Here is a 21285-nt window from a genome sequence, read left to right as displayed (position 1 = left end):
AGAGTCGAGCCAGGTATTTCACCGCCAAATGTCCGTTTACCTGGGGCTTTGGGGGGACTCGGAGACGTTCCGGCATCGATACGGCGGCGAAACGGCGCGGAAACCCGGGATCGGCAAGCTGTTCTCAGCACCAAAGAACGGCAGTACCGGAGAAACAACAGGTGACGTACACCAACGGCGGCGTACACGTCAGCCAAGGACGAACAGGGAGGTCGACGTCGATGCTGTTGCGGCTGAGAGTGGCGCTACCTGACCGTCCCGGCTCGCTCGGGCAGGTCGCCCGGACGCTGGGTGTGGTCGGCGCCGACATCGTTTCGGTCGTTGTGCTGGAACGGGTCGGTGGCCGCGCGGTGGACGACCTCACCGTGGTGTGGCCGGCTTCGGCCTCCGTCGATCGTGTCCTCACCGGTCTTGCGGCGATCCCAGGCGTTCGCGTGGACGGTGTGTGGCGCGGCACGGAGCTGTCGGAGCCGAGCAGTGGCCGCGAGGTCGCGCTCATCGGACAGGTGGCGGCAAACCCGCAGCACGGCCTGGCAACGGTCGTGGACGCGGCGCCGGCCCTGTTCGGAGCGGACTGGGCGGTCGCGATCCTCATCGGATCGGAATGGGCGGGCGGCGGCGCGCGAGCCCAGGCATGGTCCGACTCCTCGGTGATCTGCGCCAGCTGGCGCACTCCGGATGTCCCCCCACAGGTGGACATCGCACCACTCCGGCCTCGCGCGATCAGCGCTGCTGACGGCATCCATCTTGCTGTCGCGCCTTTTCAGCGTGGAGGTCTGGTCCTTGTCGTCGCCCGCGGCGGGGCGGACGGCGACGCTGGAGCACCACCGTTCCACGGTTCCGAGGTGGAGCGGCTGGCGCAGCTGGTCGGTGCAACCGCATCTGTGCTCGGGGATCGGCTGGCGGGGCCCGGCTTGGCGGAGCTGGGTAAGGCGGGAGGCTCCGTTGCAGGAGCCCCCGCGCCCGCCGGCGCAACCATCCCCAGGGTGGCGTGAGATGACCCTCTGGCGCATCCGCGCGACGGTCGACGACCGTCCCGGTTTCCTGTCCGTGCTGACCGCGAGCCTCGCGCTGCGCAAGGTCAACATCCTGTCGGTCCAGGTGCACACCACCGAGTCCGGCGCCGTCGACGACTTCCTCGTGGAGGCGCCCGACGAGCTGACCGTCGCCGACCTCACCGAGGCGGTGCGGCGCGGCCGGGGCCGCGACGCGTGGGTCGCCCAGGCCGACGTGCGGGGCCTCATCGACGAGCCGACCCGGGTCCTCGCCCTGGCGGGGAAGGTCCTGGACGGCTCGGCGACCCTGGAGGAGGCGATCGCGGCGCTGCTCGGCGACTGCGACATCTCCTGGCGGGCGGACACGTCCACGGGCGCCGAGGGCTACACGTCGACCGGCATGCAGCTGCAGGACCCGGCCGGCGGCACCCTGTACGTCCGGCGTCCCGCGCCGGCCTTCACCCCTGCCGAGTACGCCCGGGCGCACGCGCTCGTCGCCCTGGCCCGCGTCGCGGGGAAGCGCAACACGGCAGCCTGAGACGTTCCTCAGCAGCGCTCGTCCTTGGCGGAGGACGGGCGCTGCTTTTTTGTGCCCCGACATGTAGTCTGCCGATATGTTGGTCGGGTACATGTCGGGGGGCAACCTATGAATGCGCTGGATGCCGCGCGGTGGCAGTTCGCCGTGACGGCCTCGCTGCACTTCCTCTTCGTCGCGCTCACGCTCGGTCTGGTGTTCTTCGTGGCGTCGGTGCAGACCCGCTACGTGCGGACCGGCGAGGAGGTGTACGGGCGGATGGCCCGCTTCTGGGGCGTGCTGTACGCGATCAACTACGCGGTCGGCATCGCCACGGGGCTCGTCATGGAGTTCGAGATCGGGCTGAACTGGAGCGGCCTCAACCGGCTCACCGGCGACGTGTTCGGCGCGCCGCTGGCGATGGAGACCCTGATCGCGTTCGTGCTCGAGTCGACGCTGCTCGGCATGTGGCTCTTCGGCTGGGGCAAGCTGAACAAGAAGCTGCATCTGGCCCTGATCTGGGGCGTCGCCGCGACCGCGCTGCTGTCCGCGTTCTGGGTCATGGTCGCCAACTCGTTCCTGCAGCACCCCGTCGGCTACGCGCTGGACGCGGCCGGCACCGTCCGGCTCACCGACTTCGGCGCGCTGCTCATCAACAGCGCCCTGTGGTTCGCGCTCGGCCACACGGTCTCGGCCGCCATGCTGACCGGCGGCATCTTCGTCGCCGGCGTTAGCGCCTGGCACCTGCGCCGCCGCGACACCGAGGACGGCTTCTTCCGCACGTCGCTGCGCAACGGCCTGCGCTCCGCGCTGGTCGGTGTGTTCTTCACCATCGGCTTCGGCTACGCCCAGTTCGGCCCGCTCACCGACAACCAGCCGACGAAGCTCGCCGGCGGCGACGAGGCCGTCGCCCAGCAGGCGGCGATGGTCGCGAAGCACGGCCCCGGCGACTACCTCCCCGGCAGCATCGTCGGTATGTCCCTCGGCGTCATGATCATGGTGGCCAACCTGCTGTTCCTGATCCTGCTCGTGGCGCAGCTGCTCACCATCCGCGACACGATCATCAAGCGCCGCTGGGCCCGCCCGATGCTGTGGGTGCTCACCGCCCTCATCCCGGTGCCGTTCCTGACCGCGATCGCCGGCTGGATCGTGCGCGAGGAGGGCCGCCAGCCGTGGGCCGTCTACGGGCTGCTCAAGACCGCCGACGCCGTGTCGCCGATGAGCGACCGGGCGCTGACGCTGTCGACGATCGGCTTCACGGTGCTCGTCGCCGGCCTCGCCCTCACCGACTGGTGGCTGCTCGCCCGCAGGGCCAGACGCGGCCCCGGCGACGAGTTCCTGCCCGAGACTCTGCCCGCACGCGAGGAGGTGCTGGTGTGAGCACGTTCTGGTTCGCAGTTCTGGGGCTGTTGTTCGCGACGTACTTCGCGCTCGGCGGGCTCGACCAGGGCGTCGCGCTGCTGCTGCCGCTGTACAGGAGCGACGACGCCAAACGGGGCGCGCTCAACGCCGTCGGGCCGATGTTCCTCGGCAACGAGGTGTGGATCGTCGGTGCGGTCGGCGTCCTCGTCGCCGCGTTCCCCCGGCTGGAGGGGGAGCTGTTCGGCGCCGCGTACCCGGTGATCGTCGCCGTGGTGCTCGGCCTCATCGCCCTGAACGCCGGCGTGCAGCTGCGCGGCCGGGCGGTGCGCCGCGGCGGGTTCGACGCGCTCATCACCGGCGGCGGCCTGGTCCTCGCCGCCGGCTGGGGCCTGCTGCTCGGTGTCGTGTTGCACGGTGTACCGGTGGACGCCGGCGGCCACGTGCACGGCTTCGCGCCCCTCGCGAGCCCGGCCGTGTGGCTCACCGCGCTCGCCAACGTCGCCCTCGTCGTGGCCAACGGCGCGGCGTACCTCAACTGGCGCGGCGTCGGCGCACCGTCGAGGACCGGGCCCGCCGCCGCGGCCCTCGTGGCGCTCGCGGCCGGCGCCTGGTATCTGCAGGGCCCGCCGGACATCCGCAACCCGTTGCTCGCCACCGTCCTGGCCGCGGTCGTCGTGGCCGCGCTGGTCTTCGCCGGCGTCGCGAAACGTCCGGGACGCGCGTTCGTGGCCACGCTTGTGGCGTGCGCCCTACCCGTGATCGCGGTGGCCCTGGCCAGGTACCCGGGCGTGCTAGCGTCCACGATGGACCCGGGTGCGACGGTGACCGTCGAGAGCGCGGCCGCCGGTGGGGACACCCTCCGGCTGCTCGCCATCGGCGCGGCGCCGCTGCTGCCCGTGCTGGCCGCCGTGCAGATCTCCTGCTGGTGGCTGTTCAGGCGGCGGGAGAGTCAGCCCACCCCTCTCTACTGGTAGGGCGCGCGGACGTTCATGGACAGAAGACTGCTGCGGCTCGGGCCGGTCAGGCACTACGCGACGGTGCTGGCCGGCTCGGCCGTCCTGGCCGCGATCCTGATCGTCGGCCAGGCGGTCAGCCTCGCCACGTTGCTGACGGGCTTCACCACGAACGCCGCCCTGACCTGCCTCGCGTTCGTCGTGCTGCGCGGCGCGCACGGCGCCGTCGCGGGGGCGGTCGCCGGGCGCGCGACCGCCCGCGTCAAGGCGCACCTGCGGGCGGAGCTGCTCGGCGCCGCCACCGCCCGCGGTCCCGGCTGGCTCGGCGGGCAGCGCGCCGGCGAGCTCGCCACCCTCGCCGGTCGCGGCGTCGACGGGCTCGACGGGTACCTCTCCTCCTACCTGCCGCAGGTGTTCCTCGCCGCCACCGTCCCGCTCGCCACGCTCGGCTGGCTCGCGTTCACCGACCTCACCTCCGCGATCGTGGTCGGCGTGACGCTGCCCCTCATCCCGGTCTTCGGCGTGCTCGTCGGCAAGCAGACCGGCGCCCGCACCAAGCACCAGTGGCACCTGCTGCAGCGCCTCGGCGGCCACTTCCTCGACACCGTCATCGGCCTGCCGACGCTGCGTACGTTCGGCGCCGAACGGTCCCAGGTCCGCCGGGTCCGGGCCATGGCCGACGCCTACCGGGTCGCGACGATGCGGACGCTGCGCCTGGCGTTCCTGTCCGCGCTCGTGCTGGAGCTCGTCGCGACCGTCTCGGTGGCGCTCGTCGCGGTGCCCGTCGGCCTGCGGCTCCTCGACGGGAAGCTGACCCTCGCCGCGGCGCTGGTCGTGCTGTTGCTCGCCCCGGAGGCGTACCTGCCGCTGCGGGCGCTGGGCACCAAGTTCCACGCCAGCCAGGAAGGGCTCGCGGCCTCCGCCGAGATCTTCAAGGTCCTCGACGCCGCGCCGGTCCCGCCGGCACGGGCGACGCCCCGACTCCCGGACGCGCGCTTCGCGGGTCTCGTGTTCGACCGCGTGGAGGTGCGCTACGGCGACGTCGTGGCCCTGCGCGACCTCACCCTCGAGGTGCTGCACGGCGACAGGGTCGCCCTCGTCGGCCCGAGCGGCGGCGGCAAGTCCACGCTCCTGTCCTTGGTGCTCGGCTTCGTCACGCCCGCGTCGGGCCGGGTGCTCGTCGACGGCGCCGACCTCGCGGACCTCGACCTCACCGCGTGGCGGGCCCGGCTCGCATGGATGCCGCAGCGCCCGCACCTCTTCGCCGGCACCGTCACCGACAACATCCGCCTCGGCGCTCCTCCCGCCTCGCCAGGCGCTTCTCCCGATTCGTCAGGCGCTCTTTCCGGTCTGCCGGGCGTTGCTTCCGGTCTGCCAGGCGCTCTTTCCGGTCTGCCAGGCGTTGCTTCCGGTCTGCCGGGTGCTGTTTCCGGTCTGCCGGGTGCTGCTCCGGATTCGTCGGGTGCTGCCTCCGGTTTATCAGGCGCTCCGCGCCCGCTAAACCGGAAATATCAGCATTCGCCGGCGTTCGACCAGGAGGTCGTCGACGCCGCCGTCGCCGCGGACGCCGACGCGTTCGTCCGGGCCCTGCCTCAGGGGTACGACACCGACCTCGGCCGGCACGGGCTCTCCAGCGGCCAGCGGCAGCGGCTCGCCATGGCCCGGGCGTTCCTGCGGCGCGACACGGCGGACCTGCTGCTGCTCGACGAGCCGACCGCCCGCCTCGACGCGGCGAGCGAGGCGGCGGTGATCGACGCCGCCGCCCGGCTGGCGGCGGACCGCACCGCCCTGCTCGTCGCGCACCGGCCGGCGCTGCTGTCGATCGCCACCCGCGTCGTCGAGATCAAGGACGGCGTCGCGTCCGCGGTGGTGGCCGCGTGAGGCTCATCCCCGCGTCCGCGCTCGTCCGGCTGGTCCTCGCCGGGCTCCTCGGCGTGCTGACGGAGGTCGCCGGGATCGGCCTCGTCGGCACCGCCACCTGGATGATCGTCCGGGCGGCCGAGCAGCCACCCCTGGCGGCGCTGTCGGTGGCGATCGCGGCGGTGCGTGGTTTCGCCCTGATCAAGGGCGGTCTGCGGTACGCCGAGCGGCTCGCCGGCCACGACGCCGTCCTCCGTGTGCTGGCCGATCTGCGGGCCCGCGCGTTCGCCGCGCTCACCGCGTCCCGGGGGCGGGTGTCGTCCGGCGACGTGCTGAGCCGGGTCGTCTCCGACGTCGACGGGGTGCAGGACGCCGTCCTCCGCGGGGCGCTACCGGCCGGGGTCGCCGCCGTCGTCGGCCTCGGCGGGGTCGCGGGGCTCGCCGTCGCCGACCCTGCCGCGGGGCTAGCGCTGCTGGCCGGGCTCGTGGTCGCCGGGGTCGTGCTGCCGTGGGCCGGGCACCGCCTCACCGCCGCCCGGAGCGGGGCGATCGCCGCGGCCCGGGGCGAGCTGACGGCCGCGACCGTCGACGTGATGCACGGGGTGGCGGAGCTGTCCGCGTTCGGGGCGCTGCCCGCGGCACTCGCCGACGCCGAGGCGCGGGGCCGCCGGCTCGCCGCGCTGGAGGCCCGGTCCGCGACCGTGGCCGCGGTCGTCGGCGGGGTCGCCGCGGTCGTCCCGGCCGCGGTGGCGGTCTGGGTCGGCGTGGTCGCCGGCGGTTCGTCGGCGGCGGTGCTCGCGCTGGTCGCGCTCGCCGTCGGGGAGGTCGTGGTGCCGCTCGCCGCGGCCGCCGTCCGGCAGACCGAGCTGCGCGGCGGGCTGCGCCGGGTCCGTGCCCTGCTCGCCACCACCGTCGACGACCTGCCTTCGGACGAGCACGGCGGGCCGCTGGCCGGCACCGTGGACCTGGCGCTGCGGGGCGTGACCGTCCGGTACGGCGACGACCTGCCGCCCGCCCTCACCGACGTCGACCTCGCGCTGCCGGCGGGGAGCCGGGTCGCGGTCGTCGGGGCCAGCGGGTCAGGAAAGTCGACGCTCCTCGCCGCGATCGCCGGCCGGGTGCCCCTCGCGTCCGGCACCGTCGACGGCATGCCCGGCGGGGCAGCGGCGTGGCGGGTGGCCGGGGGCGTGTTCGCCGACGCGCACGTCTTCCACGCGACGGTCCGCGACAACCTGCTCCTCGGCCGCGACGGGTTCGACGACGCGGCGCTCCGGCAGGCGCTCGTGGACGCCGGGCTGCCCGAGTACGCCGACCGGCTCGACGACCTCGTCGGCGAGGACGGCGGGAAGCTCTCCGGCGGCCAGCGGCAGCGGCTGCTCCTGGCGCGGGCGCTGGTGGCGGCGCCGCCCGTGCTGCTGCTGGACGAACCGACCGAAGGCCTCGACGCCGGCGCGGCCGACGCCGTCCTCGACAGCGCGCTGCGGGCGGCGGGGGAGCGCACCGTGGTCGTCGTGACGCACCGCGCGGCGGAGCTCGGCCGGTTCGAACGCGTCGTGCGCGTGGAGGAAGGCCGGACGACCAGCGCCTGACGCCGCCGGGGCCGCACGCGTCAGGAAAGGCCGGACGAGCGGCGGCTGGGGCGTGCGCGTCGGGCAAAGCCGGACGAGCGGCGGCTGGAACGTGCGCCTAAGAGAGCGCCGCCGGGGCCGTACGCGTCAGAAAGAAGGCCGGACGAGCGGCGGCCGGAACGTGCGCCTGAGAGCGCGCCGCTGGGTCGTGGGAGTGGGGGAAGGCCGGACGAACGGCGGTTGACGCCGGACAACCACCATGTGGGAACCTTGAGCGGTGGACGGGGTGACCCATGGAGCCGGCCCGATCGACGTCTATGTCGACGGCCTCGCCGCCGCGCTGCGTGGGCCGCGTCGGCACCGGCAGGAGATGATCATTGAGGCGCGGGACAGCCTGTTCGACGCCGCCGAGGCCTACGCTGACGAGGGCCACGAGCCGCTCGACGCGCAGCGCCTGGCCGTCGCCGACTTCGGCACCCACCCGCAGGTCGTGCCCGGCTACCAGACCGAGCTCGCCGCGCTGCAGGGCCGCCGCACCGCGACGTGGATCGCGCTCGTGCTGCCGGTCATGACGCTGCTCGAGCCGCTCATGTGGTGGAACACGAAGTGGAGCACCGACGAGCGCGCCAGCCACGTCTACTGGGTGCTCGTCGACCACTTCCAGTACACGTCGTTCCTCGCCGCGGCGGCCGCCGGGCTCGCGATCGTCGGGTTCGGGTGGGGCAGCCGGTTCCTGCGCGACGGCCTGCGGTATGCCCGCCTCGTCGGCCAGGCGACGGTCGTGTTCCTCGGCATGCACGCGCTGCTGGGCCTGACCGTCTTCGCGTTGAGCCTGCACCAGTGGCCGGCCGCCGCGACGTGGCCGCCGGTGCTCATCGGCATGGCCGTCAACACCGCCGCGTTCGGCTATGCGGGGTGCCTGGCGATCCGGTGCGTGTCGGCCACCAGTACACCGGCGGCAAGGGCCTGACGGTCAGGCCGTCGCGGGCGGTGGGAGCAGCACCGCGCCGATCGTGGCGGTGAACTCCTGCCACGCCGACCGCTCCTCCGCCAGGACCTTCCGGCCGGCGCTGGTCAGCCTGTAGGTGCGGCGCTCGCGACCGCCGACCGTGGACCAGGCGCTCTCGACATACCCCGCGCGCTCCAGCCGGCGCAGCGCGGGATAGACCGTGCCCGTCGGCAGCGCCAGCGAGCCGCCGCTGCGCTCCTGGAGGGCCTCGATGATCGCATAGCCGTGGCGGGGCTCGCCGTCCAGCACCGCGAGCAGGAGTGCGTCGAGATGCCCGCGCAGCGCGTCCGCCTTCATGTGTAGCGAGTCTACGGGTTTGGCGCCCCCGGCGCCATTTCCCGGCGCCCCCGGGCCTGGCCGTTCCCGGCTTCCGGGACCGGCCACCCGGCTTGGCCGGACGTGGTTTACCGGGGGCGCGTCTGGGAAGACCGCGGTTGGGTGATCGGGTGACCGGTGGACGGACCGGAGGTCGAGGAGCGGTATGAGGCGGCGGGTCGAAGCCACGCAAGACGTCGAGGCGCTGTGGCCGAACGGGCTGGGCACCACGCTCGCCATCGCGTCGGGCCGGGCGCTCGCGTACCGTGGCGGCGTCGCCCGGCCGGTCGTCGCCGCTCCACAGTGGACAATGGACCGGACGGGCCGGATCGGCGCCCCGCCGGGCAGCCGGTCCGACGGCGCCGGCCGGCACGCCCGCCGCGAGCTCGACGCCGAGGACGTCGCCGCGTGGTTCGTCGGCCAGCTCCCCGAAGGCTCCTACAACGGACTCGTCCTCGGCTCCCCGCACGGGGCCGCCGTCCACCTCGCGATGGCCCTCGGCGTGCCGTGGCTGCCGGTCGCGTTCGAGGTGCCGACCCCCGAGGTCGCCGCCGGCGAACGACCCGCGCAGGACGGTGAGCGCCTCGCCCGGGACATCCTCACGGACAACCCCGACGTCGGCATCCGGCAGGTGTACGACCCGGTGTGGCGCGGCTGGTCCGGTGCCGCGACCGCCTATGCGGTGGTGCGCTGGCGCCGGCTGCCGCTGGCCTACCGCCGGCTCATCGCCGAACGCCTGAACCCCGACGCCCCGATCGTCGTGGTCCGGGACGTCAGCCGCTGGCAGACGTCCGCCGGTGACGACGGCTACTCCTTCCAGCTCGGCAGCCGCGCCAGCGGCCTCGGCCCCGGCGACTACCGCGACGACCGGTCACTGCGCGGCCGGTCCCCGCGCGCCGACAGCGATGGCGAACGTGCCGTCGACCGCGGCCTGGTCGAGGACCTCCGCCGGTACGGCTCAGCGCACGGCCACGCCATCCGTCAGGTCCTCTACCGCCACCCCGACGTGCTCAGCGGCGCCGTCGCCGACCTCTACCGGAGCTGGCTGCGCGCCGGCACCCGCACCGCCGCCCGCCTCGTCGTGGAATGCGGCCGGCTCCTGGACCCATGGCACGTCCTGCGCGCCGGCCTGGTCCCGTACTGGTGCGAGCACCCCCTGCGCTCCGCGGTCCGCTCCCTGTCGTGGTGGCTGGCCGGCAGCGAACCCTTCACCTCCGTCGACGTCTTCGCCGAACCCCCGGGCATGCCGCTGCCGACCGTCGCGCGGCTGGAGGAGTGGCAGGCCGTCGCGGCCTTCGCCACCCGCCACGGCCTCGTCGACCGCCGCTGCGCCCGCGCCTACCCTTCGGGCGTCGTGCCGGGCCACCACGCCACCCAGGTCCTGCGGATGCACCCCTACGACCTGCCCTACCTGCCGTTCCTGACCGTCCCGGCGGCCCTGTCCGCCATGACCCACAGCGCCCAGACCGACGGCCTCCTGGTCCTCTGACCGCGATGCGTCAGGGGGAGTCCTCGGACTTCTCCTTGTTCTTCTGGACCTTGCTGATGACGTCGTGGAGGGGCTTGGTGCCGCTGCCGACGACGATGCCGGTGACGATGGCGTCGATCCAGACGGGGATGCCGTCCCAGGACTCGCCGGCGATGGAGTGCAGCAGGTACAGGCCGCCGGCCGAGGACGCGACCGTGGCCACGGCGGTGGCGATGCCCCAGGAGACGAGGCCGCGACTGGCCCGGCCCTTCTCCAGCATGGACTTCGCGTGGGCGACCTGGATCAGGTCGTCGAGGGTCGCGTCGTGGTACTTGTTGGCGAGGTTGGCCACGGCGGCCTCCAGCTCGCCGCGGGCGTGCTTGCCGGGCAGGAACCTGGCGAACGGCTCCAGGATCCGCTCGACGGCGGTGGCGAACGCGAACAGCACCGCGAAGAACGTCGTCGCGTCGGGCAGGTGGATCGCCTGGGCGTTGATCTTGTAGTGCCAGAGCGCCCAGGAGCCGAAGCCGCCGGCGGCGACCAGGAGGAACGCCGACACCAGGGAGAGCACCGACGCGGGCTGCGGCGGCACCGCGGCGGCCTCGCCGCCCGGCGTGGGCTCGGGCGGGCCGGCCGCGGCGATCGCGATCCCCACCTCGTCGCCCTGCACGGCGGCCCCGGCGCCCGGCGCCGCGGCGGCCTCGGCGCTCGCGGACTGGGCGCTCGCGGACTGGGTGGAGGCGCCCGGTGCGAACGGGGCGGACTGGGCGGGCACGTGGGCCCGGCCGACGGCGGGAGCGTCGGCGGCGGGCGTCACCGAGGCGGCCGCGACGACGCGGCTGGAGTGGGGACCGAGCACGTTCGTGCGACGGACGAGAGCCATGGCCGAGACGCTAGCGCCGCATCGATCCGCATGCGATATCCGATTGCCGATATCGACCCGGCGCTCACTCCGGCGTCGCGCTGCGTAACGTCAGCGGCCCCGGGTTGACAGCCGGCGAGGCAGCAGGCGAGGCAGCCGGGGCGGCGGCCGGCGAGGCGGCGGCCGGTGCGGGGGCAGTCGAGCCGGCGGCCGGGGCGGCGGCCGGTCCGGGGGCAGGCGTGGCGGCGGGCGATGGAGGCCGGCGTTCGACCCACCGTGCCACCAGCGGCCCGGCGACCAGGGCGGCCACGTCGAACACGGCGTGCACGACGATCGGCGCGAAGAGCCCGCCGGTGAAGTCGTACAGCAGCGTGAACAGCGACCCGAGCACCGTCGCGCCCAGGACGCCGCGCCAGCCCTGGTACAGGTGGGCGGCGCCGAACAGCAGCAGCGACAGCCCCGCGGCCACCCATGCGTCCAACCCGAGGATCCCGACGCCGGCGGCGATGAACAGCCCTCGGTACACCACCTCCTCGCCGATGCCCACGGACACGGAGAGCAGGCCCGCCAGCCAGCGCTCGGCCGCCGTGACCGGCTGCAGGAACCGGATCCGGGCCAGGGCCTCCTCGCCGCCGCGCCGGCCGGGCGTGCGGGCGCCGTCGCGGCGGGCCCGCGCGAAGCGGGCGTGGTTGACGACCACGACCAGCGCGAACCAGGCCGAGACGCCGGCCGCGAGCGCGACGTCGCCGGCCCCGACCGGGCGCAGCCCCAGGGCGGCGAGCCCGACGCCGTCCGTCGCCGCGACGGCGGACGCGGCCAGCGTCAGTGCGATCGAGGTGATGATGCCGCCGCGGTACAGGCGGATCCTGCCGCCCGGGGTGGCGACGAGGCGTTCGCGGGCGGCGCGGGCCTTCGCCGTCGCCGCGCGGACGCCGCCGGCGGTGGTCACGAGCGCGACGAGCAGCACCAGGACGGTGGCGGCCGGATCGAACCCGGGGGTGACCCATTCGAACATGCCGTTCATGATGCGGCCGCCCGCCGGGCGAGCAACATCGGCACGAGCAGCAGCGACACCAGGTCGACAGTGATGTGCAGGGCGATCGGCACGAGCAGGTTGCCGGTCAGCGCGTACAGGACGGTGAACACGACCGCCGCCCCGGTGGTGGCGACCACGCCCCGCAGGCCCTGGTAGCGGTGGCCGAGCCCGAACAGCAGCGCCGAGAGGACGGCCGCCGCCCACGCGGGGAGGCCGAGGACGCCGACGCCGGCGGCGATGAACAGGCCACGGAACACGATCTCCTCGCCGGTCCCGGCCGCGACGGCCCCGGCGGCCGCCCAGCGTCGCTCCAGCGGCGTCGTGGGCCGCAGGAACGCGAGCGGATCGTCGTCCGGGTCGATGGGGCCGGACCGGACGGTCAGCACCGCGGCGGTGCCGGCGGCCGCGGCGGACAGGGCCAGCGCGATCGCGGCGTCGCCGAGGGTCACGGGCCGCAGGCCGAGGTCGGTGAGGGTCAGGCCGGGGCCGACGAGGGCCGCCTCGAGGGCGATGAGGGCGGTCAGGGTGTTCGTCGCCGCCGACCGGCGGAACGCCGCGACGAGGCCGCCGGCGGCGATCCGCGCCCGCATCCGGTCCGGTGAGGCCCGCAGGACCGTGACGGTCAGGACGACGATCACCAGCACCGTGAGGATCACCTCGGTGGCGTGGAACGTCGGGTCGATCCAGTCGAGCACGGCAGCCATCATGAGACAGCGAAGGGGCCGCTGTCAGCCCGCCGTTGCGGTGGGCGGGGACAGCGGCCCCTTCAAGGCGTCACGCGGAGGGCGACACGGTCACCGAAGGACTGGCGCTCGGGTCCGCGGCCGGCGCGGCCGGCGGCGGGAGGGCGCTGCCCTTGACGTACTCGTCCCAGGTCTTGTCCCAGTCGGTCCAGCCGTTGCCCCACGCGAGCTTGCGCGGGGTGTTCTTGACGATGTGGATGTCGCCGATCTTCGTCAGGTCGAACAGGAACTTCGCGTTCTTCTGCGAGACGTTCGTGCAGCCGTGCGAGACGTTGCGCTTGCCCTGGTCGCCCTCGGACCACGGGGCCGCGTGGATGTACTCGCCGCCGCTGGTCATGCGCTGCGTCAGGTACACGGTCTCGCGGTAGGGGTCGGACGGGTCGGTCGACACGAACAGCTCGGACTGCTGCTTGTCCATGATCACCATGGCACCGCTGGAGCTCGGCGTCTTGGCCTTGCCGAGGCTCACCGGGATGGTCTTGATGACCTCGCCGTTCTTCTCCACCGTCATCTGGTGGGTCTTGTCGTCGGTGACCATGACGATCTTGTCACCGATGGTGAAGTTGGTCGTGACGTCCTTGGTGCCCCAGCCGGTCTTGGTCAGCTGCAGGCCACCCGTCGCCAGGCGGACGCTGACCTTCGTGCCGGTCTGCCAGTACTCCTTCGGGCGGAAGTGCACCTCGCCGCCGTTGAACCAGTACCAGGTGCCGACCTGCGGAGGCGTGCTGGTGACGAGCAGCCGCTTCTCGACGCTCGCCCGCAGCTCCTGAGGGACGCTGGAGCCGAAGCGGACGACGATCGGGATGGCCACCCCGTAGACCTTGTTGTCGGACAGGGCGGTCGACACGTTGACCGTCTTGCCGGGCTTCGCCATGGTCGTGAACGTGACCTTCTTCCCGGCGGTGTCGCCGGCGGAGGTCACGGTCGCCGTGTACTGCGTGCCGTATTTGAGCTGCTTCGCCGGGATCCAGGTCGTGCCGTCGGAGCGCAGGCCGCCGTCGACCGCCGCACCGGAGGCGTCCGTCAGGGTGACCGACGCATTCGCGCCGGGCGCCGCCTGCAGGGCGAGCTCGGTGGCGGTGGAGACGCCGGTCGCGCCGTCGGCGGGCGCGGTGAGGGTCGCGGTTGGCTGCGCGGCGGACGCGGAAGCCGAGGGGCCGCCGGCACTGTTGCTGTTGTCGCTCCATTTGGGCTTTTCGTCAGCGCTGCAAGCAGAGAGGGCGATCAGGCCGGCAAGGGCGGTGATCGTGGCCAGTGCGCGTGCGGAGACTCCCATGTCCACACCTCCTTCGTTGGGCTAGCGTTGTTGAGGTCGAGCATGCGCCGGTGAACTACGCCGGTGTATCCCAGGTTTGTGCCAGCCGGTTCAACTCGTCGCCGAACTGGTGGCGGGCGATCTTGCCGTGCATCATCGTAGGAAGTAACGGACGGCCCGAGCCATCCGCTCCTTGGACGTGTTCCAGACTGCCGGAGGTTGCGTCCCGATTCGGTAACGGACCATCCGCAGCGCCCCCACCTGCGGCTCGTGGGATTTGTCACGATCTCACGTTGTAGGCCGTCCGGCGGTACAGGCGGTACGTTGGTCGGCATCGCGCGTGGCGGCCGGTCGGGACAACACATGAGGATCGCGCCGCAATCTTCGCGTACACTGGCAAGACTGCTCCGTAAGGTGTTTTTAGGGCCGACGTTGTCCCGACTCGCAATCGATGACGTCAGGAGGCCCGATGGGTTACCCGGGACCGCAGCCGCAGGGTCTGTACGACCCTGCTTTTGAGCACGACGCCTGCGGGGTCGCGTTCGTGGCCGATATCCACGGCCGCCGGTCCCATGACGTCGTGCACAAGGGGCTGTCCGCGCTGCTGCGCATGGACCACCGAGGTGCCCGCGGGGCCGAGCAGAACACCGGTGACGGTGCCGGCATCATGATCCAGATCCCGGACGCGTTCCTCAGGGACGTCACCGCCGGGACCGGGATCGACCTGCCGCCCGCCGGCTCCTACGCGACCGGCCTGGCGTTCCTGCCCGTCGACGACGAGGCCGCCCAGCGCGCGATGCGCGTCCTGGAGAAGTACGCCCTCGTCGAGGGTGCCCACGTGCTCGGCTGGCGCGACGTCCCGACCGACGCCTCCGACCTCGGCGCGACCGCGCTCGCCGCGATGCCGCGCATCAAGCAGGTCTTCATCAGCGCGGAGCGGCTCGGCGCGCCCGGCGCCGTGCTGTCCGACCTGGACCTGGACCGGGTCGTCTACTGCGTGCGCAAGCAGACCGAGCGGGAGACCCGCGAGCGCGGCATCCAGCTCTACCTGCCGTCGCTGTCCTCGCGCACCATCACCTACAAGGGCATGCTCACCCCCGACCAGGTCGTGTCGTTCTTCCCCGACCTGTCCGACGAGCGCGTCACGTCGGCGATCGCGCTGGTCCACTCCCGCTTCTCGACCAACACGTTCCCCTCGTGGGAGCTGTCGCACCCGTACCGGCTGATCGCCCACAACGGGGAGATCAACACCATCCGGGGCAACCGGAACTGGATGGCGGCCCGCGAGGCCCTCCTGTCGACCGAGAACCTGCCCGGCAACATCCGCCGGCTCTTCCCGATCTGCACGCCCGAGGCGTCCGACTCCGCCAACTTCGACGAGGTGCTCGAGCTGCTGCACCTGGCGGGCCGGAGCCTGCCGCACGCGGTGCTCATGATGATCCCCGAGGCGTGGGAGAACGACCCTCGGATGGACCCGCTCCGCAAGGCGTTCTACCGCTTCCACGCCTGCCTGATGGAGCCGTGGGACGGCCCGGCGAGCGTCGCCTTCACCGACGGCACGGTCGTCGGCGCGGTCCTGGACCGCAACGGGCTGCGCCCCGGCCGCTGGTGGCAGACCGCCGACGGCCTCATCGTGCTCGCCAGCGAGGCGGGCGTGCTCGACCTCGACCCGGCGACGATCGTGGCCAAGGGCCGCTCGGCGCCCGGCAAGATGCTGCTCGTCGACACCGCCGCCGGCCGCATCAAGACCGACGACGAGATCAAGTCCGAGCTGGCGCAGGCCGAGCCCTACGGGGACTGGCTGCACGCCGGGCTCATGGACCTCGACACGCTGCCCGAGCGGGAGCACGTCGTCTACACGCACGACTCCGTGCAGCGTCGCCAGCAGACCTTCGGCTACACCGAGGAGGAGCTGAAGATCCTCATCGGGCCGATGGCGCGGGCCGGCGCCGAGCCGCTGGGCTCGATGGGCACCGACACGCCCGTCGCCGTGCTCTCGACCCGGCCGCGGCTGATGTACGACTACTTCACGCAGCTCTTCGCCCAGGTCACGAACCCGCCGCTGGACGCGATCCGCGAGGAGATCGTCACCAGCGTCGCCGCGACCATCGGCCCCGAGGGCAACCTGCTCAAGCCCGGCCCGGCGTCCTGCCGGCAGATCGCCCTGCCGTACCCGGTCATCGACAACGACGACCTCGCGAAGCTGCTGCACATCGACGACGACGGCGACCTGCCCGGCTTCAAGGCCGTCCGGGTCTCCGGCCTGTACCCGATCCGCGACGGCGCGACCGGTCTCAAGCGGCGCCTCGTGGAGATCATGCGCGGCGTGTCCGAGGCGATCGAGGACGGCGTGCGGGTCCTGGTCCTGTCCGACCGCGACTCGACCGTCGACCTGGCGCCGATCCCGTCGCTGCTGCTCACCGCCGCCGTCCACCAGCACCTGGTGCGCGAGCAGACCCGCACCCAGGTGTCGCTGGTCGTCGAGTCCGGCGACTGCCGCGAGGTGCACCACGTCGCGCTGCTGTCCGGGTTCGGCGCCTCGGCGGTCAACCCGTACCTCGCCTTCGAGAGCGCCGAGGACCTCATCGCCACCGGCGCGCTGCCCGGCGTCGACCCCGAGAAGGCGATCTACAACTACGTCAAGGCGCTCGGCAAGGGCGTCCTGAAGATTATGTCGAAGATGGGCATCTCGACCGTCAGCTCGTACTGCGGCGCCCAGGTCTTCGAGGCCGTCGGTCTCGACCCGCGCCTCGTCGAGCGGTACTTCACCGGCACCCCGAGCAAGATCGGCGGCATCGGCCTCGCCGAGATCCACGCCGAGATCGCCGCGCGGCACGCCCGCGCCTACCCGGCCAACGACGCCGAGCGGGCGCACCGCCGGCTCGAGGTCGGCGGCGAGTACCAGTGGCGCCGCGAGGGTGAGCTGCACCTGTTCAACCCGGAGACGGTGTTCCTCCTCCAGCACGCGACCCGGTCCAAGCAGTTCGACGTCTTCCGGCGGTACACCGCGAAGGTCGACGAGCTCGCGGGCCAGGCCGGATCCCTGCGCGGCCTGTTCGAACTGCGCACCGGGGTCCGCCCCGCCGTGCCGATCGAGGAGGTCGAGCCGGCCACCGAGATCGTCAAGCGCTTCGCGACCGGCGCCATGTCCTACGGCTCCATCTCCATGGAGGCGCACGAGACCCTCGCCATCGCGATGAACAACATCGGCGGCAAGTCCAACACCGGCGAGGGTGGCGAGGACCCCGAGCGCCTGCACGACCCGCGCCGCCGCTCCGCCATCAAGCAGATCGCCAGCGGACGCTTCGGCGTGACCACCGAGTACCTGGTCAACGCCGACGACCTGCAGATCAAGATGGCCCAGGGCGCCAAGCCCGGCGAGGGCGGCCAGCTGCCCGGCAACAAGGTGTGGCCCTGGATCGCCAAGACCCGCCACGCCACCCCCGGCGTCGGGCTGATCTCCCCGCCGCCGCACCACGACATCTACTCCATCGAGGACCTCGCCCAGCTGGTCTTCGACCTGAAGAACGTCAACCCGGCGGCCCGCGTCCACGTGAAGCTGGTCTCCGAGGTCGGCGTCGGCACGGTCGCCGCCGGCGTGGCGAAGACCAAGGCCGACGTCATCCTCATCTCCGGCCACGACGGCGGCACCGGCGCCTCGCCGCTCAACTCGCTCAAGCACGCCGGCACGCCGTGGGAGCTCGGCCTCGCCGAGACCCAGCAGACGCTGCTGCTGTCGGGGCTGCGCGACCGGGTCAGCGTCCAGGTCGACGGCCAGCTCAAGACCGGCCGTGACGTCGTCATCGCGGCGCTGCTCGGCGCCGAGGAGTTCGGCTTCGCGACCTCGCCGCTCATCGTGTCGGGCTGCATCATGATGCGCGTCTGCCACCTCGACACGTGCCCGGTCGGCATCGCCACCCAGAACCCGGCGCTGCGCAAGAAGTTCACGGGCTCGCCCGAGTTCGTCGAGAACTTCTTCTGGTTCATGGCCGAGGAGGTCCGCGGCTACCTGGCCGAGCTGGGCTTCCGCACGCTCGACGAGATGATCGGCCACACCGAGCTGCTCGACGTCCGCTCGGCCGTCGACCACTGGAAGGCCGGCGGGCTCGACCTGACCCCGCTGCTGCACGTCCCGCCGCTCGCCGACGACGCCGCCCGGCGCCAGACCACCAAGCAGGACCACCGCCTGGAGCGGGCGCTGGACAACCAGCTCATCGCCGCGGTCACGCCCGCCCTCGACGAGGGCACGCCGATCAAGCTGGAGATCGCCGTCCGCAACGAGCACCGCTCCGTCGGCGCGATGCTCGGCGGCGAGATCGTCCGCCGGGTCGGCGGCGCGGGCCTGCCCGACGGCACCGTGGACGTCACGCTGCGCGGCACCGCCGGGCAGTCCTTCGGCGCCTGGGTCCCGCACGGCGTCACCCTCCGGCTCCTCGGCGACGCCAACGACTATGTCGGCAAGGGCCTGTCCGGCGGCAAGCTCGTCGTGACCCCCGACCCGACCGCCACGTTCGTCGCCGAGGACCAGATCATCGGCGGCAACACGGCCCTGTACGGGGCCACCGGCGGGACGCTGTTCATGCGCGGCAAGGCGGGGGAGCGGTTCGCCGTGCGCAACTCCGGCGCGACCGCCGTCGTCGAGGGCGTCGGCGACCACGGCTGCGAGTACATGACCGGCGGCACCGTGGTCGTGCTCGGCCCCACCGGGCGGAACTTCGCCGCCGGTATGTCGGGTGGCGTCGCGTACATCTGGAACCTCGACCACACGCTGGTCAACGCCGAACTGGTGGACCTGGAGCCGGTCACCTCCGCAGAGGCGCTGCGCTCGCTGGTCGAGGCGCACCTCGCCGAGACCGGTTCCGCGGTGGCCGCGCGCATCCTGGACAATTGGGACACTTCCGTGGCAGCCTTCACGGCGGTCGTGCCGCGCGACTACAAGCGCGTCATGGAGGCCAGGCGGTCCGCCGAGGCGGCCGGCCGCGACGTCGACGAGGCGGTCATGGAGGTGGCGCGTGCCTGACCCGAACGGTTTCCTGCGGTACGAGCGGCGCCTGCCCGCCCGCCGCCCCGTCCCGGTCCGGCTGCGCGACTGGCGCGAGGTGTACCCGCCCGCGTCCGACGAGCTGATCGCCGAGCAGGCGACCCGCTGCATGGACTGCGGCATCCCGTTCTGTCACGACGGCTGCCCGCTCGGCAACCGCATCCCCGACTGGAACGACCTCGTCCGCACCGGCAACTGGGACTTCGCCATCGAGGCCCTGCACGCGACCAACAACTTCCCGGAGTTCACCGGGCGGCTGTGCCCCGCGCCGTGCGAGGCCGCGTGCGTCCTGTCGATCGCCGGCGGCCAGCCCGTCACGATCAAGCAGGTCGAGGTCGAGATCATCAACCGTGCGGTGGCCGCCGGCCGGGTCACCCCCCGTCCGGCGCCCGAGCGGTCCGGCAAGAGCGTCGGCGTCGTCGGCTCGGGCCCCGCGGGGCTCGCCGCCGCGCAGCAGCTGGCCCGCGCCGGTCACGACGTCGTGGTGTACGAGCGGGACGACGCCCTCGGCGGGCTCCTGCGCTACGGCATCCCCGACTTCAAGCTGGAGAAGGGGCACATCGACATGCGGCTGGACCAGCTGCGCGCCGAGGGTGTCCGCTTCGAGACCGGCGTCAACGTGGGCGTCACCGTCTCCGTCGACGACCTGCGGGCCCGCCACGACGCGCTCCTGCTCGCCTGCGGCGCCCTGGCCGCCCGCGACGTCGAGATCGAGGGCCGGGGGCTTTCCGGGGTACACCTCGCGATGGAGCACCTCGTCGAGGCCAACCGGGTCGTCGCCGGGCGCGTGCCGTCCGCGTCGATCTCCGCCTTCGACAAGAACGTGATCATCATCGGCGGTGGCGACACGGCGGCCGACTGCCTCGGCGTCGCGCACCGGCAGGGCGCGAAGTCCGTGCTCCAGCTCGACCAGTACCCGGTGCCCCCGTCCACCCGCGACGAGGCGCGCGACCCGTGGCCGACGTGGCCCTGGATCCTGCGCAACTACCCCGCGCACGAGGAGGGCGGCGCGCGCGCCTTCGCGGTCGCCGTCACCGCCTTCGAGGGCAACGACGACGGCGAGCTCACCGGCGTGCGCATCGCCGAGGTGCAGGTGTCCAGAGTGGACGGCCGGCGGGTCGTCACCGAGATCCCCGGCACCGAGCGGCTCTACCCCGCGGAGCTGGTCCTGCTCGCGATCGGCTTCGAGGGCACCGAACCCGGCCCGCTGCTGACCAACCTCGGCCTGACCCGCAACCGTCGCGGCGGCATCGACACCGGCGCCGACTGGCAGTCGGCCACGCCGGGCGTCTTCGTCGCCGGCGACATGCACCGGGGCGCGTCACTCATCGTCTGGGCCATCGCCGAGGGCCGCTCCGCGGCGGCGTCGATCCACGCCTACCTCGGCGGCGACGGCACCCTACCGGCACCGGTCGAGCCGAGCGCGGGCGCCCTGACCGCCTGACGGGTTGCTAATCGGGAGCGGTCCTGTTCGCGGGGCCGCTCCCGGGTACCCCTCGGCCATGAAACGCCCGCTCATCCTCTCGCTGCTCGTCGTGGGCCTCGCGGTGCTCCCCTCCGAGGCCGCCTTCGCCGACACCACACCGTTCTGGGCGCCGACCATCCCGTCCGCGCCGCCGTTCCCCGCGCCGCGTCCCTCGTACACGCCCCCGGCCTACTCCGCGCCCACGTATTCCCCCTCGACGCCCGTGCCGGCCGCGGCGCCCGACTCCACGTTCGCCAACGACGTCCGCATCGCGGTGAAGGTCGTCGAACGCTACTGGAGCTCCCGGATCGTCGGCTTCAAGCCCGTCTCCCGCATCGTGCCCTACCGCATCGACGGCGAGGTCATGTGCGGCTCCCAACCGATCCCGACGCAGAACGCCGCCTACTGCCCCATCGGCGACTTCATCGCGTACGACGTGAACTGGTCGGAGGAGGTCTACAAGGACCTCGGCGACGCCTTCGTCTTCTACCTCCTCGGCCACGAATACGGCCACGCCATCCAGCAACGCCTCGGCATCGAGTACGCCTTCACCATCTACCAGGAGCTCCAGGCCGACTGCTTCGCCGGCGCCTACATCGGCGACTCCATCAAGGTCGGCGACTTCACCCTCGAGGACGGCGACCTGGACGAGCTGCGCAACGGCCTCCTCTCCGTCGCCGACCCCGACGACGAACCCTGGTTCCAGGAAGGCGCCCACGGCTCCGCCGCCCAACGCACCGGCGCTTTCTTCGACGGCTACGAGCAGAGCCTCGAAGCCTGCGACATGCCCTCCTCCTACCACGGCTGACCCTGCGGTACCGTCACGACTGTCAATTGCA

Annotated in this window: 16 protein-coding genes; 11 read left to right on the top strand and 5 right to left on the bottom strand. The window is 72.8% G+C overall.

Annotated elements, in window-relative coordinates; translation table 11 throughout:
* The first annotated feature begins 221 nt into the window (after nucleotides 1-221).
* The 7 genes from AB0I21_RS01715 to AB0I21_RS01685 all read left to right on the top strand — a co-directional run bounded on the left by AB0I21_RS01715 (nucleotide 222) and on the right by AB0I21_RS01685 (nucleotide 8222).
* Nucleotides 222-995: an amino acid-binding protein gene (locus AB0I21_RS01715; protein ID WP_360558274.1), complete on the top strand. Its 774-nt coding sequence runs from the start codon at nucleotides 222-224 to the stop codon at nucleotides 993-995.
* Between the two features lies 1 nt (nucleotide 996).
* Nucleotides 997-1533: an ACT domain-containing protein gene (locus AB0I21_RS01710; protein ID WP_344503117.1), complete on the top strand. Its 537-nt coding sequence runs from the start codon at nucleotides 997-999 to the stop codon at nucleotides 1531-1533.
* Between the two features lie 108 nt (nucleotides 1534-1641).
* Nucleotides 1642-2889, top strand: coding sequence for a cytochrome ubiquinol oxidase subunit I (locus AB0I21_RS01705; protein WP_360558272.1), 1248 nt, complete (start codon nucleotides 1642-1644; stop codon nucleotides 2887-2889).
* Complete coding sequence (locus tag AB0I21_RS01700) at nucleotides 2886-3845, top strand: cytochrome d ubiquinol oxidase subunit II (RefSeq protein WP_360558270.1); 960 nt, start codon at nucleotides 2886-2888, stop codon at nucleotides 3843-3845. The genes AB0I21_RS01705 and AB0I21_RS01700 overlap by 4 nt, the downstream gene beginning before the upstream one ends.
* A gap of 15 nt (nucleotides 3846-3860) precedes the next feature.
* Nucleotides 3861-5705, top strand: a complete 1845-nt coding sequence (cydD, locus tag AB0I21_RS01695; RefSeq protein WP_360558269.1) for a thiol reductant ABC exporter subunit CydD — start codon at nucleotides 3861-3863, stop codon at nucleotides 5703-5705.
* Nucleotides 5702-7273 carry a thiol reductant ABC exporter subunit CydC gene (gene cydC, locus AB0I21_RS01690; RefSeq protein ID WP_360558267.1) on the top strand — a complete coding sequence of 524 codons (1572 nt, stop codon included), beginning with the start codon at nucleotides 5702-5704 and terminating at the stop codon, nucleotides 7271-7273. Before cydD ends, cydC begins: the two co-directional genes overlap by 4 nt.
* A 265-nt stretch (nucleotides 7274-7538) precedes the next feature.
* Entirely contained in the window at nucleotides 7539-8222 is a 684-nt protein-coding gene (locus AB0I21_RS01685) for a hypothetical protein (RefSeq protein WP_360558266.1), read from the top strand.
* A gap of 3 nt (nucleotides 8223-8225) precedes the next feature.
* Here the strand turns inward: AB0I21_RS01685 and AB0I21_RS01680 are convergent, their stop codons facing one another.
* Nucleotides 8226-8558 (bottom strand): helix-turn-helix transcriptional regulator, encoded by a 333-nt coding sequence (locus AB0I21_RS01680; protein ID WP_344503111.1) that lies wholly within the window; start codon nucleotides 8556-8558, stop codon nucleotides 8226-8228.
* A gap of 184 nt (nucleotides 8559-8742) precedes the next feature.
* On the opposite strand from AB0I21_RS01680, the gene AB0I21_RS01675 reads away from it, so the two are divergent.
* Nucleotides 8743-10065 (top strand): hypothetical protein, encoded by a 1323-nt coding sequence (locus AB0I21_RS01675; protein ID WP_360558264.1) that lies wholly within the window; start codon nucleotides 8743-8745, stop codon nucleotides 10063-10065.
* 10 nt (nucleotides 10066-10075) lie between these two features.
* Here the strand turns inward: AB0I21_RS01675 and AB0I21_RS01670 are convergent, their stop codons facing one another.
* The 4 genes from AB0I21_RS01670 to AB0I21_RS01655 all read right to left on the bottom strand — a co-directional run bounded on the left by AB0I21_RS01670 (nucleotide 10076) and on the right by AB0I21_RS01655 (nucleotide 13961).
* Entirely contained in the window at nucleotides 10076-10927 is an 852-nt protein-coding gene (locus AB0I21_RS01670) for a hypothetical protein (protein ID WP_360558262.1), read from the bottom strand.
* A 64-nt stretch (nucleotides 10928-10991) separates the two neighbouring features.
* Complete coding sequence (locus tag AB0I21_RS01665; RefSeq protein ID WP_360558261.1) at nucleotides 10992-11921, bottom strand: CPBP family intramembrane glutamic endopeptidase; 930 nt, start codon at nucleotides 11919-11921, stop codon at nucleotides 10992-10994.
* A 5-nt stretch (nucleotides 11922-11926) separates the two neighbouring features.
* Nucleotides 11927-12637, bottom strand: coding sequence for a CPBP family intramembrane glutamic endopeptidase (locus AB0I21_RS01660; RefSeq protein ID WP_360558260.1), 711 nt, complete (start codon nucleotides 12635-12637; stop codon nucleotides 11927-11929).
* Between the two features lie 79 nt (nucleotides 12638-12716).
* Entirely contained in the window at nucleotides 12717-13961 is a 1245-nt protein-coding gene (locus tag AB0I21_RS01655; RefSeq protein WP_360558258.1) for an Ig-like domain-containing protein, read from the bottom strand.
* 430 nt (nucleotides 13962-14391) lie between these two features.
* Here AB0I21_RS01655 and gltB point away from each other — a divergent pair, with 430 nt between their 5' ends.
* Genes gltB through AB0I21_RS01640 form a run of 3 tightly spaced genes read left to right on the top strand, consistent with a single transcriptional unit; the run spans nucleotide 14392 to nucleotide 21254 of the window.
* Nucleotides 14392-18960: a glutamate synthase large subunit gene (gene gltB / locus AB0I21_RS01650; protein WP_360558257.1), complete on the top strand. Its 4569-nt coding sequence runs from the start codon at nucleotides 14392-14394 to the stop codon at nucleotides 18958-18960.
* On the top strand, nucleotides 18953-20425 hold the full coding sequence (locus AB0I21_RS01645; RefSeq protein WP_360558255.1) for a glutamate synthase subunit beta: 1473 nt from the start codon (nucleotides 18953-18955) through the stop codon (nucleotides 20423-20425). Before gltB ends, AB0I21_RS01645 begins: the two co-directional genes overlap by 8 nt.
* Nucleotides 20426-20483: 58 nt before the next feature.
* On the top strand, nucleotides 20484-21254 hold the full coding sequence (locus AB0I21_RS01640; RefSeq protein WP_360558253.1) for a neutral zinc metallopeptidase: 771 nt from the start codon (nucleotides 20484-20486) through the stop codon (nucleotides 21252-21254).
* The last annotated feature ends 31 nt before the right edge of the window (nucleotides 21255-21285 follow it).

The sequence above is a fragment of the Dactylosporangium sp. NPDC050588 genome, assembly GCF_040654975.1.
Taxonomy (GTDB): Bacteria; Actinomycetota; Actinomycetes; order Mycobacteriales; family Micromonosporaceae; genus Dactylosporangium; species Dactylosporangium maewongense.
Note: the sequence above shows the minus strand (reverse complement) of the source record. Positions and strands in the feature narration are given on the sequence as shown.